We start from the raw sequence: 13,071 nt of genomic DNA on the forward strand, positions 1-13,071 counted from the left end.
AATTACAACTAGATAGAAAAAACTTTAAAAAAACTTTAAATTTTTAGCGGGTTTTGTTTGCAGAACTGAAAAAGTGCCTTATATTTGCACTCGCAATCACAAACGATAGCAACCTAGTAAAATAGGGCGATTAGCTCAGCTGGTTCAGAGCACCTCGTTTACACCGAGGGGGTCGGGGGTTCGAACCCCTCATCGCCCACTTTGAGGGATAACAGAAATGTTATCCCTCTTTTTTTTGTATAAAAGATATCCTTTTTCCTCCATTTTACTGGCATTATGAGAAAATATGTCCATCATTGTAGGTGTTCGATAAATACCCTCTTGATAGTACAAGTTGCCATCGAACACCATATTTACAAACTCTCGTTTTTGCAAAGTGTTTGATCTGTCGTAGATATGTCTTATATCTCCCAATAAATCCAGATTACTTTCTAAAATCTCAAAAGCTTTACCTTGGTTTATGCTGAATCTTTCTATAGATGCCGTAAGGGTCAGGATATGATCACTGTATGTAGAATACCATCTATCGTAGGTATCTTTATTTATTTCATCTCTGAACCATTTTTCTTCTACAGCATTTAATCTCTGCTGTATTTCTTCAAGTTCATGTCTTTTTTCTACTGCTTTTTTCTTGTTGGTTTTTACTTCGTTCTCAATTGAAGCATAGCTTCCATCTCTTATATCCTTAATATGTTTTTCTGAAACACTCATCAGGTCGCAGGCATTTAAGAACTGCTCATGCGCTTTGACAGCACTTATATTATTATGCCTAGAATGCTTGCATTTATAATAGTAGAAGTATTTTCCAGATTTTCCACGGGAAGGCGCGCCTGTAAGAGGCGCACCGCAATGACATTTTACAACGCCTCTTAATGGTATCTCATCATCAACGGTTACCTTTATCTTATCTTCTTTTTTCATTTTCGCCTGAACCATTGTCCATGTTATCTTGTCCACTATTGGCTCATGAATGGCTGGAAAAAGACCGCCCGGCAGATCCTTGAACGGCTCGACCTTTACGAGTCCTGCATAAACAGGATTCGCCAGCACACGGTCAATAGCCATATTGCCTTTTCTGTCAAAACCCGACTGATAAGCTATTTCCTTGATTTTGTATAATGGCACATTACGAAGAAACATGTCATAAATCAATCGGACAACTTTAGCTTCTATCTCATTTACTTCGAGATGTCGTTGTTTTCCTTCTCCGACTTTAATATAGCCAAAAGGTTTTTCTCTCGTAAGGAAACGGCCTTCTTTAGCACGAGCTGTGTAAAGTCCGCCCCGTACTTTAATACTCCTGTTGATATTATCTTCCTCGGCAAGCAGTAATTGCAAGCCTGCCCTGAAAAAGCTCCCTGGGGTGTCATAATCAAAGACTATCCCCTCGGTCACACTTATAATCTGAATGCTATATTTTTTTTGGAACTGCTTGACCATGTTCATCGCTTCGCCAGCGTCCCTGCTAAAGCGGTCAAGCTGGTCTACAAGCAGATAATCAACAGATTTATAATGTTTGGCTATAAATGCCTGCAGTTTTATAAAATCTGGACGATCAAAACTTTTTGCACTTTTCCCCCTGTCAATGAAAGTATCTACCAGCTGTATATTATTATACTGCAGGTATTGGTCAGTGTACAGTTCCTGTCGTTCAATCGAGCCATTGCTTTGCCCCAATTGACTAAATCTTAAATATCTAATCGCTCTCTTCATATAATTCTTTCAATGTTAATGAAACAATAATTTCAATCATAAGATTTACTAATTTCTTTTCTTTTTCACTTTCTAAATGTTCATAATTTTTTGATACAATATCATCATTTTCACACTTTTCATCTTTTAAATTTTCCATATCAAAATCATTAAATTTAATCAAGACGCCGTGTATCTCACGGAACCAAAACTAATTTAAAATACAATTTTGAAGTTTGAACTATTTATGCTTTTAATGGAACAATGTGACTTCATTTGGCTTATAACAATCTATGGAGACATACTCAGATGTAATTTTTTCAAACACCAATTAAAAAAATTACAATAATGTATCCTATCAATTCTTTATATATGGTACACTCAAAATCTTGTTACATACATTTTTACGTGAGTAAATTGTATTACAGATCAACTGTCCTTGAAATTTCTCCCTCATATCAAGACTCTTTTTTCAGATGCTTTTCTTCAAATTCCTCTGTGAGCTGTATGATTTTTTTGCACAGAACAGCAAATTCCGCAGTCTGCTTTTCCAACTTGTACAAATACGCAGAAGCTTTCTTTTCGGAAAATTTTTGATATAAAATCTTCACAACCTGATTATAATTTACCCCGATTGCTCTAAACTGGCTATAGAAAGAGGTCAAGCGCATATAGTAATCCATTGTTGCTTTATCGATCCTAACTGTTTTGATCCCTTTCTGAAAAACACACGCTGTAATAAAATGCGCCATTACATGCATTCCTGATGTTTCAAAAAGGGTCAGAAAGCGAGCGTTTTCTTCTGCAGTAAAACTGATCGAATAGCGATGGACGGCGGGATTTATTTTGACAGGTCTGCCTCCTTTTTTCCTATTCTTTTTTTCTTCATTTTCCATGATTTGAGTGTATTGTATTACTTAAACCCAATATATTTTATAATCAGCATTGATGAGCTACTGTGGATGTCCGTGGAAGCGTTTGGAAGTATTTGTCTTTATTTGTTTCCGACCTTATCTTAAACCTTTAATATTAGACATCCGCTGTCAAATAAAGCCATCAGAGGACACTTTAAAAGAGCAGACAGTTTTCAGAATTAAATTTTCTGAAAATATAGAATTATGCTTTATAAAGAAACTGTTACTCCCGAGATGTGGGAACTTCTCGAAAGGCTTATGAAAGATGAAAAACTAAAGGAATTTAATCTTGTTGGAGGCACAGCTTTAAGCCTTATGATAGGACATCGATTAAGCAGTGATCTAGATCTGTTCTCCACACAGGACTTTGATGTACAATCAATGCTTTCTCATTTAAGCAGTAAACATCCAGTTAAAATCAGGGAGCTACTTGACAATACAATGCTTTTGGATATAGGTAAGGTTAAAGTAGATATTCTAGCACATAAATACCCATGGCAGGAACCTGTTCAAACAAAGGAAGGAGTCAGGCTTGCATCTTTACGTGACATAGGTGTTATGAAGCTACATGCTATATTTCAAAATGGCACAAGAATAAAAGATTTTGTGGATATGTATTTTCTTTTGGAACATCACCCACTTAGAACTTATCTGGATGTTTATCAAAACAAGTACAATGGAAGTCCTGGACTGGCTCTAATTTCATTACTGCACCATAAAAATATAGACCGAGAAGAAAAAGTTAAACTGCTGAAAGGAAAAGTAACCAGCTGGGCAAAAATGACTCAGCGTATAAAAAAGGCAGTTCTAAACCCTTCTTTTGATTTTTCCGAGCCAAAAAATCAGAATCCTCCACCCAATAAAAGACGTGGATTTAGGAGGTAAAAACTTGAATATTAAGCTTAAAATTCGTATTTTTACTATATGGCAGTAGCTAAAAAAAATAATAGGGTTCTTAATCTGGATCAGGTCTTTTTCTGGGATTTCGATATCGATGCTATGGACTTAGACAAAGCCTACAAAACTATTATTGCCCGTATCATAGAGCGTGGAGGTCAGGAGGAAATTGATGAAATCGTGCGGTTCTATGGATATGAAAAAGTGATCACGGCTATACGTGACGAAATCTATTTCCTTCCCAATTATGCCATTGACCGAGCTATAAAATTCTTTTCTGAACTCAAAAAGGAAGAGATGTACTGCTATATCAACCGGAAGGATAAACCATATCATTGGATTTAGTCTTGCCTCTAAATTTATCAAACACTAGATTCTATTTACTTGATATTTTTTACACAGAAATAAAAAAAGAAACCGAAGGTATGACGGGAAGCCTCCGCCTGTCCAAAAGACTACGGCATAATGTTTTGTTCGTTCCTCACAAAACACCCTTCGGGACTTATTCCGTTTCCTTTTGGCCTGTCTGCATCCCGTTTTATGAAATAGCTTTCTTTTTCTTTTTTCCGTTTTTCTGTTTCTTTGAAAAAAAAATTTTATCCTTTATTATCTCCAATCTGTAATGAGACATATAAATTATCTTAAATGTATTTTATCAAATTCTTCGATGGTTTTGTAGCCTAAAAATGAATGTCTTCTCTTTCTGTTATACCAATTTTCAATGTATTCCTGTACCTCAACTCTCATCTGTTTTCTCGGCAGAAGTTTGTTTCGATTAATTAATTCCCTTTTGAATGACCCAAAAAAGCTTTCGGACACAGAATTATCATTATGATTTTGCTTACGACTCATACTACGTGTTACACACTTATAAGATTCTAATTTGCTAGTGAAAATTTTGTTGGCGTATTGGACACCTCTATCAGAATGGAATATTAATTTTTTTGTGATTTTTCTGTTGGCAACTGCCATATCCCATGCAGGTAAAATTGTTGCTTTGGTGCTCATTTTAGTGCTTAAACTCCATCCTATGATTTTCCTGTCAAATAAATCCATAATAATAGTAAGATATAAAAAGCCTTTGGTTGTCTGTATATATGTAATGTCTGAAACCCAAGCTACATCAGGCTCACGGACCCTAAATTCTCTATTTAATGCATTTGGAACTACATAGTTATTATGATATGAGTCAGTTGTCACTTTATAATTTCTTTTAGCGATGCTACGCAAACCCAGCGTTCTCATATAAAATTTTACTGAAGAGTTTTTTATTTTAAATCCTCTGCTTTGAAGTTCCTTTGTAATTTTAGTGCTTCCATAGCCTTTTTCAAATTCATAAAATATGGATGTAATTTCCTGTTTTAATAAAATTACCCTGGCCTCTGTATCTGTAATCTCCTGCTTTTTTCTTCTATAATATGTTGTTTCCGATACTTCTAACACGGCACATATTTTTTGAATCGAATATTGTGATTTATTGTTTTCAATGAAATTTTTAGTCATTATTTTTCCTTGCGAAACATATCTGGTTCCTTTTTTTAAAATTTCCAGCGTAATTTTTGAATCTTTAATTTTTTTTTCAAGACTGGTAATGACTGCTTGTTCAGGAGTCATTTTTGGATGGCCACATCCGCAGAAACTGCCTGTACCATATTTTTCAAAGTCTTGTCTCCATTTGTATAGGTAATCGGGAGCTATTCCCAGCTCTCTTGCAAAACCTGCAATCTGCCCTTTTCCTCGCTCATAACTTAATTTAACCGCATTCTCTTTGAAAGTACGTTCATAGTGTTTCATAGCTTAAAGTTTGATAATTTATCGCAGAATTTCTTTAGTATTAATTTTATTTAAGGCATTCAGATATTTTCTCTACCATCTGTTCTTTATTTAAAAGCACATTTAAATCGGCCAGTTTAGATTTAAGGGAAACAAAATAGCTTTCGCACACAGAATTGTCGGAATGATTTCCTTTTCGATTCATGCTTCCTCTAATAAACTTATAGGAGTTTAATTTCCGAGTAAATATCTTGTTTGCGTATTGAGCTGATCTGTCAGAATGAAATAGCAAACCTGCTTTTGCTTTCCGGTTTTTAACCGCCATTGCCCAAGCTGGCATTGTGGTTTCTCTGACGGTCAATCCATTGCTCAAGCTCCAGCCTATAATTTTCCTGTCAAACAAATCCATGATAATAGTTAAAAACAAAAGTCCTTCCGTCGTTTGGATGCGACTTATTCCTGAAATCCAAGTTTTGGAAGGCTCTTCAACCGTGAATTGTTGATCTAAAATATTAGGAAAAATATAAGGATTAGAATGCGAAACATTTTTGAACTTATAATTACCTCTCAGCTTGCTGACCAGACCTAGTTCGCTCATATGACTGCAAACTTGCCGGTCTGAAATCGTAAAGCCTCGACTTCGTAATTCTGCAGTAATTCTCCTGCTACCATAAATTTTTTTGTATTCAAAAAAGATTGAAGTTATTTCTTTCTTTAATAAATTTGTTCTACTTTCTGTCGGAGAAAGTACCTGACTTTTCCATCTAATATATGCATTTCTGCTAACTCCAAAAACTTTGCATATTTTTTTGAGTGTATATTTCTCTACATTATTTTCAATAAAATGATAAGTCATCAGTCTCCCCTGAGAAACATATTTATAGCCTTTTTTAAAAATCTCGATTTTAATTAATGATTCTTTAAGCTCTCTTTTTAGTTTTCTTTGTTTTTTGGAAAATAGTTTTTCTTCGGGAGTAAGTCTGCACTTCCCTGTTCCGCAGAAACTTGCCTCTCCATATTTAAGAAACTCCCGTCGCCATCTACTTATATGAGATGACTCTATACCAAGTTCTCTTGAAGCTTTTCTCACGCCCAATTCGGAGCCCATTTGAATTGCTTTCATTTTGAAATTTCTATCGTAAATTTTACATTTCATTTCTTAAATTTCAGTTTATATTCTTACGTGAATTTAAGAATTATAACTCACAGATATACAGACAATAAAAGATAATCAAATAGCTGACTACATTATCCTCTGATATCAAATTAACTTTTGGGTTACATTTAAAATAAAGCCGTAACCTGGGCATATTGTTATGATTAATTTTTCTCCTACTTAGTAATGGAATTTCTGAACCCCAGCTTATCTGCGTCCACAATCACAGCCTTGATTTCATGACTGCTTGCAGTCTCGCAGTCTCGCAGGCAGGAATGCAGACCTGCATACATGCAAACCTTCCTGCATGGTTATATGAAAACATGACTGAATACTCGAAGACATGTCTGGCCTGCATATGTAAATTAATTATCGCCATATCTTCTGCTTTATTTTAAAACTCTTCGGCGTTTTCAGGCTGTATTGTACAGCCCATCATTGCCTGCATTTTTAATAATTTTTTAAATACAACAAAAAAAAGGGCATCAAGCCCTTTCAATTAAAAATCCATTCCTAAAAAGTTGTCGCCAGACAACGGCAAGTTGTGTTTTGAGATGCTTGAAATGAATTCAGCATCTCAAAACAACTTGCCCTGCGGGGCTGGAAAACGCCTCCGAAGTCGGCGTTTTTTTTAAAATTAATAACGGAAAAATCAGTCCGCATTACTTTTTTATTCTGCTTTAAATATTTCCTGTGAAGGATGTCCAGCAGATCACCTTCCTCTAAAGGAATCAGCATTTCAATCACTTTGAGAAGGCTGCAAACGTATCTTTCCGTCTGCTTGTGATTGTTCTCACTTATTTCAATTCCCTCTAAAGCCAGCATTCCTACTTTAAGCAGATCCATAATCATGGTAAAAAGATCAGAATATCCGCCAACATTTATGTTGAGATTATATACGTCTTTTCTTGTTTTTGACGCTGGCTTGAGCATTACAAAATAATGCTCTGGATTCTCAACCATATCCCTTAATTTGATTTTATTTTTTCCCATATCAATATATTTTATCAGTTAACATCGATCATGTTCGAAATGATGTAGCAATGTCATTATCCTGCATTATCTGTACTCAGACTCACTTTTTTTATTTTCTCAATCCCTCTATCTCGCATAAGCTGGCATGCGTCAAGCATCTTGACAAGATAGATATAAGGCGTGATCAGATCATAATCAAATTCCTCAGTACATGGTGACAATGACAGGTGCGAGATTTCAAAAAGAAAAAAATCAAATTTATCAATGGTATTCTCCTCAAATGCTTTTTGAAATACTGTGAAAGGATTCTCATATTCCTGCTCTGTAAGTGAAGCCAGATCAAGCTTTGACTTAAAGGCGGATGAATCTTTAATTTTCCATTTTCTGCTTCTGTACTGCAGAAGAAAACATGCTTTAACAAAAGATCGGAAAGCGCTGTGAAAAACAAACACCTGTCCGGGATATCTTATCCTGCATACTTCTGTTTTATGGATATACAAAAATGTCTCGCTGAGCACTTCCTTATATGAATCAAGATGGGCAAAGTCAAAAAAAGCATCCATAACCTCAAAAGGTTTTTTAATCTCATAGCCTGCCCAAAACTTGGTTTCAAAGGATTTTATATTCTTTTTCATATCACGTTGCTTTTTTGTTTTTTTTAATCCCTCTCTCATTGATAAGCTCTCCCGCATCCAGCAGTTTTATTAAATGGATATAAGGAGTGGTTATATCGGAGTCAGGATCTGAACTGAAAGGAGATAATGAAAGCTCTGTTATTTCGTTTAAGAAGAATTCAAACTCCTGCAGTGTTTTCTCTTCAAACGCATTTTGAATCGCCAGATAAGGATTGTCGTATTCTTCTTTGGTCAGGGAAGAGAGATGAAATACTGTTTCAGAGCGGGTTGATTCTTTCACTTTCCATTTTTTGCTTTTATCCAGCATCCAGTAGCAGACTCTGACAAACGAACACACAGCTGTATAAAAAACAAAAACGTTGCAGGGAGTATCCTGTTTATATACTTTACTTTTATAACAGTGAAGAACCGCTTGGGTTAGGTTCTGTTTATAATAATCAAGATGGGCAAAATCAAAAACTGCATCTAATGCGCTGTATGGGTTTTCCGTTCTGAAGCCTGCCCAGAATCTTGTTTCGAAAGATATTTTATTCTTTTTCATAATTTCCAAAGATTATCCGTTATCATTTTCCTTATTTATATCTAAGTAAAGCTTATGCAGTTTGTCAAGTCCCTCGGCTTCACAGCATGGCAGGAGCTGTACTGCAATTTCCAGAACGCTTGTAAGATGGAAAGCGGGATCCTCGATCTGGCTGGAATTCTCTAAATCAGAATTCTCCAGCGTATGAAGGGCTATTTTCAGAAGATCCTGTACAGTAAACATCAGATTGATGTAGCTTGTAAATTTTAGGCTTGCATAATAAGCGCCTTCTTTGTCTTTCTGCGGGGTCAGGGTTCTGAAAAAGAAACTCTTTTTCAGCTCTTTAATAAATTCATCCGCAGTTCTGGTTTCATTTGTTTCCATAATTTCTTCTATTTTATTTTCTCAGGCTCTTCCTTTTCAGCTTTCTCAAGCCTGTCAAGTTGATCTTGTATCAGAATATCAGCCTGCTTTCTAAATTTTCCGCATCTTTCTTCCATAAGCTGGTAATAGAGATAATCAACGTCGTTAGCCTTGGCGAAACGAAGTACGTGGGACTGCTGTTTAAGCAGGCTGAACATAGCTCTGTCTTCCTTGGTCTTGCGTGGAAAGAAATCTGCAGTAATGCTGGAAAAGTATTCGCAGAGGCTGAACAGATGTTCCATTGCAAAATGGCTTGGGGTATAGCCTGTAAAGGAACGGATAAGAGAAAGACAGGTCTGTTCCACTATCTGGTGAAGGGAAAACATTTTCAGCTCATACGAATTTGAAACATCATCGTCATTGTAAACCAAGTTCCAGATTGTGATAACAATATTGCTCCTGTTTGCAACATAATTGGATGCAAGTTTTAAGTTTCGTTTTGGAGTTTCGCTGATGTTTAAATACGGAGGATTGTTAATGTCCTGAAATAAAAGCTCAGCATTCTGCATGATCTGCCAGAAAAAAAACTGCTGGTCTTGTCCTACGCTTTTCAGGCTCTGTACATGATGCAGAAGAATAGTTGCAGTCAAAGCCCCTTGAGTGTTCGTTTTTATTTTATCACTTATGTCATTGCTTGCATTCTCTATAGTTTCTGTTACAAAAACGAGAAGGTACAAATGGACATGTTCTTTCTGCATCCCATGGTCGGGATAAACCATTCTGCTTGAGCTGTAAGCCGTATCGTTACTGCCGAAACAATATACTGCCGATGTCTTGATGTGCTCAGTAATTGCCTGAATTACTTCTTTCTGCTGTGAAATTTCAATTGTTTTCATAATTTTACTTTTTTTAATTAATACTTGTGTGAAAAATTGTATTTTTGTTTAACACACAGCCAAGTAAGTGATTAGTTGTACTGTACCGTATCAATTTGTATCATACCGTACAGTAAAATTTCTATATCATACAGCAGACTTACTTTTTTATTCTTAATTATTATCTTTGAGCTATGAGTACATCAACAAAACCAAGTCACATGGGGCGTAAAATCAGCCGTATCCGTGAACTGAAAGACATGAAACAGGAAGCACTGGCACAGGCTATGGGAACTAACCAGCAGGCGATTTCTATTATGGAAAACAGCGAGACGGTAGAAGAAGAAAAACTGATCGAAGTTGCAAAGGCTTTAGGAGTAAGTGTCGAAGCAATCAAGAATTTTTCAGAAGAAGGTGTGTTTAATTATTTTAACACTTTTAATGATTCGGGCAATAATACTTTTGCAAATAACGTATGCAATTTTAATCCATTAGATAAATTAATCGAATCCCACGAACATCAGATCAAACTTTACGAACGTTTGGTTCAGGCAGAAAAAGATAAAGTCGAGTATTTGGAAAAATTACTAAAAGCAAAATAATGCTTTTATAAAAGATATATTAATTCCAAAAAGAGGCTTTCGAGTCTCTTTTTTGTTTTAAAAATATTTGTTCAACTATTTTACAATACCAAATAAATATCATGAATAAAACAATTAAGCTAAGGGTAAAAAAAGAAATTGAAAGGGATAAAGAACTTAAAGTATTAAAACTGAAAGGGACTTTAATTTCCAGAGGCTATACTGAAATTATCCACATAGCCGATGAGAATGAAGATTTCCACTTAAATACTTTTACAACTTCACCAGATCATAAAAAAGAAGCTGAAAATTTTGTGTTAGATTTTATATCTGCTAATAATGTAACAGATATTGTAACACTCCTGAAAGATTAATTAATCTTTTGTTTTGACATTACTTATTACCAAAATTCAAACCTAAATAAAAAACATTTAGCTTTATGGACAGTTCACATATTAAAGTCATATTTGAAGATTATTTAAAAACAGTTAATTCAAATTATGCTTTACTCATAAATGGGAGCTGGGGAAGCGGTAAAACTTATTTCTGGAAAGATTCATTATGTAAAATCTGCTCTGAAAATAATTATAAAACTTTATACATTTCATTAAATGGATTGAGTAAAATAGAAACACTGGATTATCAGTTAAAGATTAAACTTATCCCATTGCTAAATAAATTAGACTCCAAAAAAGCGATCTCATTGCTTAATCTTTTAAAAAATATAGGAGGAAAAATTATACAGAGTAAATACAATGTTAGTCCTGAAGAAATTTTAAAGGATGTTGAAGTTGACACTGCACTTTTTTCAAAACAGGTAATATGCTTTGATGACTTGGAAAGATGCAATATACCTTTAAGCGAAGTGTTGGGATACATCAATAATTTTGTTGAACATAAAAACTCAAAAGTTCTCATCTTATCTGATGAATCAAAAATACAGAAAGAAGAAAATAAAAACGACACCACTTATAACTCTATTAAAGAAAAAGTTATTGGCAGGATATTAAATTTTAATAATGATTTAAATCTTATATTTCCTTTTTTTATAAACAAATATGAAAAGTCAGAACCTGAATTTTCATATTTGTTGGATCAGAATAAATCATTTATACTTGAAATCTTAGCAGAGTTTAAAGAAGAGAATCTAAGGAATTTATCATTTTATCTTGAATCCTTAAATAAACTATATCCTGTTTTCAAGTCAAACATAGAGTTTAAAAAAGAAATCATATTATTTGTGTTGATTATTACGCTAGAGTTTAAAAGGGGCAATCTAAACTCCAACGACTATAAAAATTTTAATGATTTTGATTTGCTGAATCCGTCATATGTGATGTTCAACTTCGATCCTTCATTTAGTCTGCTTTCTAAAAAGGCTGAAAAGACTCCAATAGAAGAAAGTGAACTGGAAAAATTCTATAAAAGATACCTTACCAACTATATACAAGATTACTTTTTTTATCCAGCTGTTTACCAATTTATACTGACAGGTTATCTGGATATTGAGAAATTTACCAATGAACTTAAAAGCCGTATTCCTATTGAACCAACAATTGAAAATGCAACTTTTACCAATGTTGCAACAAATAAATTCAGACAGTTATCTAATGAGGAATTTAATCAAAATATTGAACGTTTCCTAGTCTTTGCAAAACAAGGCAAATATGATGTGCCTGATTATCTGCAGATTTCTAAATTTTTAAATTTCTATTCTGAAAATTCAATTATTGATCAGACGAAAGATGAGATAAGGAAAATTCTTTTGGAAGGGCTTCATATTGCAAAGGAAAATATTATTCCTGTCAGCCGAATGCGAAACTTTTCATTTGATATGGATCAAAACCCTACTGATGACACAATATTGAGAGATAAAATCATTGAGTATATCAATGCAAGCCAAAAAGAATTTGAAAAAGAAAAAAGTAATTCACTTTTAATTGCTATTGCAGAGAACGACTTGGAGCAGATGAAGGATATTTTTGATGGATACAATGTTAACAAGGAGCTGTTCCTAAATTTCAGTGCCGAAATTTTATGGGCGCATCTTCAAAACTCTGAAAATAAAACCATAACCCAATTTACAAATCTGCTGAAACAGCGCCATAGCTTTTCAAATATCAAAAGCTATTTCCTCGATAACGCAGTTCTTTTCAAAGACCTGATTCTATGCATTAAAAATTCAGAAAGCACAGGGAATCTGCAAGATATGCTTAAGAAAGAATTAATAGTACAGCTGGAAGAAATTTGTGAAAGAATGAAGTAGCTTCATACATTATCTATCAAAATGGCAATTAGTTGTTCTCACTCAAAAAGACTTATTTCTTTTTGGGTGAGAACATTTTACTGATCGGCAGTCTTGGGAGTACCTTCTCAAAAAAATCTCCCATAAGAGGTATTCTGTCTTTTTTTACATAATTTAAAACAATAGTCATCACAAAGATGAAGACAAAAATAACGATCACTAACTGTACAATTGTATCCATAATATTTCCTTTATATATAAATATTCCCATTTTTTTTAAAAGTTGATTTTTTTTAAATTATTTTTTAATCGCCTGTCAAGGTTTTAAACATTAAATCAGGACGCTTAAAAAAAATCTTAATGCCTGCAAGGTATTTACAGGCTTTAAAATAAAATAGGACATCAAAAAAATCACCTGCTAAACCGGCTTATGTTTCTTTTCGCA

Annotated in this window: 15 protein-coding genes and 1 tRNA gene; 6 read left to right on the forward strand and 10 right to left on the reverse strand. The window is 34.2% G+C overall.

What is annotated here, in order from left to right; all coding sequences use genetic code 11:
• Positions 1-124 precede the first annotated feature (124 nt).
• A tRNA-Val gene (locus B0M43_RS02365) sits at positions 125-199 on the forward strand.
• On the opposite strand, the gene B0M43_RS02370 is transcribed toward B0M43_RS02365, so the two are convergent.
• The 3 genes from B0M43_RS02370 to mobA all read right to left on the reverse strand — a co-directional run bounded on the left by B0M43_RS02370 (position 190) and on the right by mobA (position 2,588).
• Positions 190-1,713, reverse strand: coding sequence for a recombinase family protein (locus B0M43_RS02370; RefSeq protein WP_078006046.1), 1,524 nt, complete (start codon positions 1,711-1,713; stop codon positions 190-192). The genes B0M43_RS02365 and B0M43_RS02370 overlap by 10 nt on opposite strands.
• Positions 1,697-1,852, reverse strand: coding sequence for a hypothetical protein (locus B0M43_RS24390; RefSeq protein ID WP_168199921.1), 156 nt, complete (start codon positions 1,850-1,852; stop codon positions 1,697-1,699). The genes B0M43_RS02370 and B0M43_RS24390 overlap by 17 nt, the downstream gene beginning before the upstream one ends.
• Positions 1,853-2,150: 298 nt before the next feature.
• Positions 2,151-2,588, reverse strand: coding sequence for a conjugal transfer protein MobA (mobA, locus tag B0M43_RS02375; protein ID WP_078006050.1), 438 nt, complete (start codon positions 2,586-2,588; stop codon positions 2,151-2,153).
• Between the two features lie 222 nt (positions 2,589-2,810).
• Here mobA and B0M43_RS02380 point away from each other — a divergent pair, with 222 nt between their 5' ends.
• Both B0M43_RS02380 and B0M43_RS02385 read left to right on the forward strand, forming a co-directional pair.
• Positions 2,811-3,491: a nucleotidyl transferase AbiEii/AbiGii toxin family protein gene (locus tag B0M43_RS02380; protein WP_078006051.1), complete on the forward strand. Its 681-nt coding sequence runs from the start codon at positions 2,811-2,813 to the stop codon at positions 3,489-3,491.
• Positions 3,492-3,530: 39 nt separating this feature from the next.
• A complete protein-coding gene (locus B0M43_RS02385; RefSeq protein ID WP_078006052.1) occupies positions 3,531-3,848 on the forward strand; it encodes a hypothetical protein in 318 nt (105 codons plus the stop codon).
• A gap of 291 nt (positions 3,849-4,139) precedes the next feature.
• On the opposite strand, the gene B0M43_RS02390 is transcribed toward B0M43_RS02385, so the two are convergent.
• From B0M43_RS02390 to B0M43_RS02420, 7 genes are all read right to left on the reverse strand, one after another.
• Positions 4,140-5,297, reverse strand: coding sequence for an IS3 family transposase (locus tag B0M43_RS02390; RefSeq protein ID WP_078006054.1), 1,158 nt, complete (start codon positions 5,295-5,297; stop codon positions 4,140-4,142).
• A gap of 46 nt (positions 5,298-5,343) precedes the next feature.
• Complete coding sequence (locus B0M43_RS02395) at positions 5,344-6,399, reverse strand: IS3 family transposase (RefSeq protein ID WP_246860189.1); 1,056 nt, start codon at positions 6,397-6,399, stop codon at positions 5,344-5,346.
• Positions 6,400-6,945: 546 nt separating this feature from the next.
• Complete coding sequence (locus tag B0M43_RS02400) at positions 6,946-7,425, reverse strand: hypothetical protein (protein WP_210418044.1); 480 nt, start codon at positions 7,423-7,425, stop codon at positions 6,946-6,948.
• 56 nt (positions 7,426-7,481) lie between these two features.
• Positions 7,482-8,042, reverse strand: a complete 561-nt coding sequence (locus B0M43_RS02405) for a hypothetical protein (protein WP_123921754.1) — start codon at positions 8,040-8,042, stop codon at positions 7,482-7,484.
• Between the two features lies 1 nt (position 8,043).
• A complete protein-coding gene (locus B0M43_RS02410; protein ID WP_078006059.1) occupies positions 8,044-8,583 on the reverse strand; it encodes a hypothetical protein in 540 nt (179 codons plus the stop codon).
• A gap of 12 nt (positions 8,584-8,595) precedes the next feature.
• Positions 8,596-8,946: a hypothetical protein gene (locus B0M43_RS02415; RefSeq protein ID WP_078006060.1), complete on the reverse strand. Its 351-nt coding sequence runs from the start codon at positions 8,944-8,946 to the stop codon at positions 8,596-8,598.
• Between the two features lie 8 nt (positions 8,947-8,954).
• Entirely contained in the window at positions 8,955-9,821 is an 867-nt protein-coding gene (locus tag B0M43_RS02420; protein WP_078006062.1) for a hypothetical protein, read from the reverse strand.
• 173 nt (positions 9,822-9,994) lie between these two features.
• Here B0M43_RS02420 and B0M43_RS02425 point away from each other — a divergent pair, with 173 nt between their 5' ends.
• The 3 genes from B0M43_RS02425 to B0M43_RS02435 all read left to right on the forward strand — a co-directional run bounded on the left by B0M43_RS02425 (position 9,995) and on the right by B0M43_RS02435 (position 12,647).
• Positions 9,995-10,402, forward strand: a complete 408-nt coding sequence (locus B0M43_RS02425) for a helix-turn-helix domain-containing protein (RefSeq protein WP_078006064.1) — start codon at positions 9,995-9,997, stop codon at positions 10,400-10,402.
• Positions 10,403-10,503: 101 nt separating this feature from the next.
• Complete coding sequence (locus B0M43_RS02430; protein WP_078006066.1) at positions 10,504-10,755, forward strand: hypothetical protein; 252 nt, start codon at positions 10,504-10,506, stop codon at positions 10,753-10,755.
• Between the two features lie 65 nt (positions 10,756-10,820).
• A complete protein-coding gene (locus B0M43_RS02435; RefSeq protein ID WP_078006068.1) occupies positions 10,821-12,647 on the forward strand; it encodes a P-loop NTPase fold protein in 1,827 nt (608 codons plus the stop codon).
• Positions 12,648-13,071 lie beyond the last annotated feature (424 nt).

Source organism: Flavobacterium sp. KBS0721, from assembly GCF_002007065.3.
GTDB classification, from domain to species: domain Bacteria; phylum Bacteroidota; class Bacteroidia; order Flavobacteriales; family Flavobacteriaceae; genus Flavobacterium; species Flavobacterium piscis.

Coding starts and splice junctions, on each gene's coding strand:
- B0M43_RS02370 (WP_078006046.1), bottom strand. CDS start 1,713: ATGAAGAGAGCGATTAGATATTTAAGATTTAGTCAATTGGGGCAAAGC.
- B0M43_RS24390 (WP_168199921.1), bottom strand. CDS start 1,852: ATGGAAAATTTAAAAGATGAAAAGTGTGAAAATGATGATATTGTATCA.
- mobA (WP_078006050.1), bottom strand. CDS start 2,588: ATGGAAAATGAAGAAAAAAAGAATAGGAAAAAAGGAGGCAGACCTGTC.
- B0M43_RS02380 (WP_078006051.1), top strand. CDS start 2,811: ATGCTTTATAAAGAAACTGTTACTCCCGAGATGTGGGAACTTCTCGAA.
- B0M43_RS02385 (WP_078006052.1), top strand. CDS start 3,531: ATGGCAGTAGCTAAAAAAAATAATAGGGTTCTTAATCTGGATCAGGTC.
- B0M43_RS02390 (WP_078006054.1), bottom strand. CDS start 5,297: ATGAAACACTATGAACGTACTTTCAAAGAGAATGCGGTTAAATTAAGT.
- B0M43_RS02395 (WP_246860189.1), bottom strand. CDS start 6,399: ATGAAAGCAATTCAAATGGGCTCCGAATTGGGCGTGAGAAAAGCTTCA.
- B0M43_RS02400 (WP_210418044.1), bottom strand. CDS start 7,425: ATGGGAAAAAATAAAATCAAATTAAGGGATATGGTTGAGAATCCAGAG.
- B0M43_RS02405 (WP_123921754.1), bottom strand. CDS start 8,042: ATGAAAAAGAATATAAAATCCTTTGAAACCAAGTTTTGGGCAGGCTAT.
- B0M43_RS02410 (WP_078006059.1), bottom strand. CDS start 8,583: ATGAAAAAGAATAAAATATCTTTCGAAACAAGATTCTGGGCAGGCTTC.
- B0M43_RS02415 (WP_078006060.1), bottom strand. CDS start 8,946: ATGGAAACAAATGAAACCAGAACTGCGGATGAATTTATTAAAGAGCTG.
- B0M43_RS02420 (WP_078006062.1), bottom strand. CDS start 9,821: ATGAAAACAATTGAAATTTCACAGCAGAAAGAAGTAATTCAGGCAATT.
- B0M43_RS02425 (WP_078006064.1), top strand. CDS start 9,995: ATGAGTACATCAACAAAACCAAGTCACATGGGGCGTAAAATCAGCCGT.
- B0M43_RS02430 (WP_078006066.1), top strand. CDS start 10,504: ATGAATAAAACAATTAAGCTAAGGGTAAAAAAAGAAATTGAAAGGGAT.
- B0M43_RS02435 (WP_078006068.1), top strand. CDS start 10,821: ATGGACAGTTCACATATTAAAGTCATATTTGAAGATTATTTAAAAACA.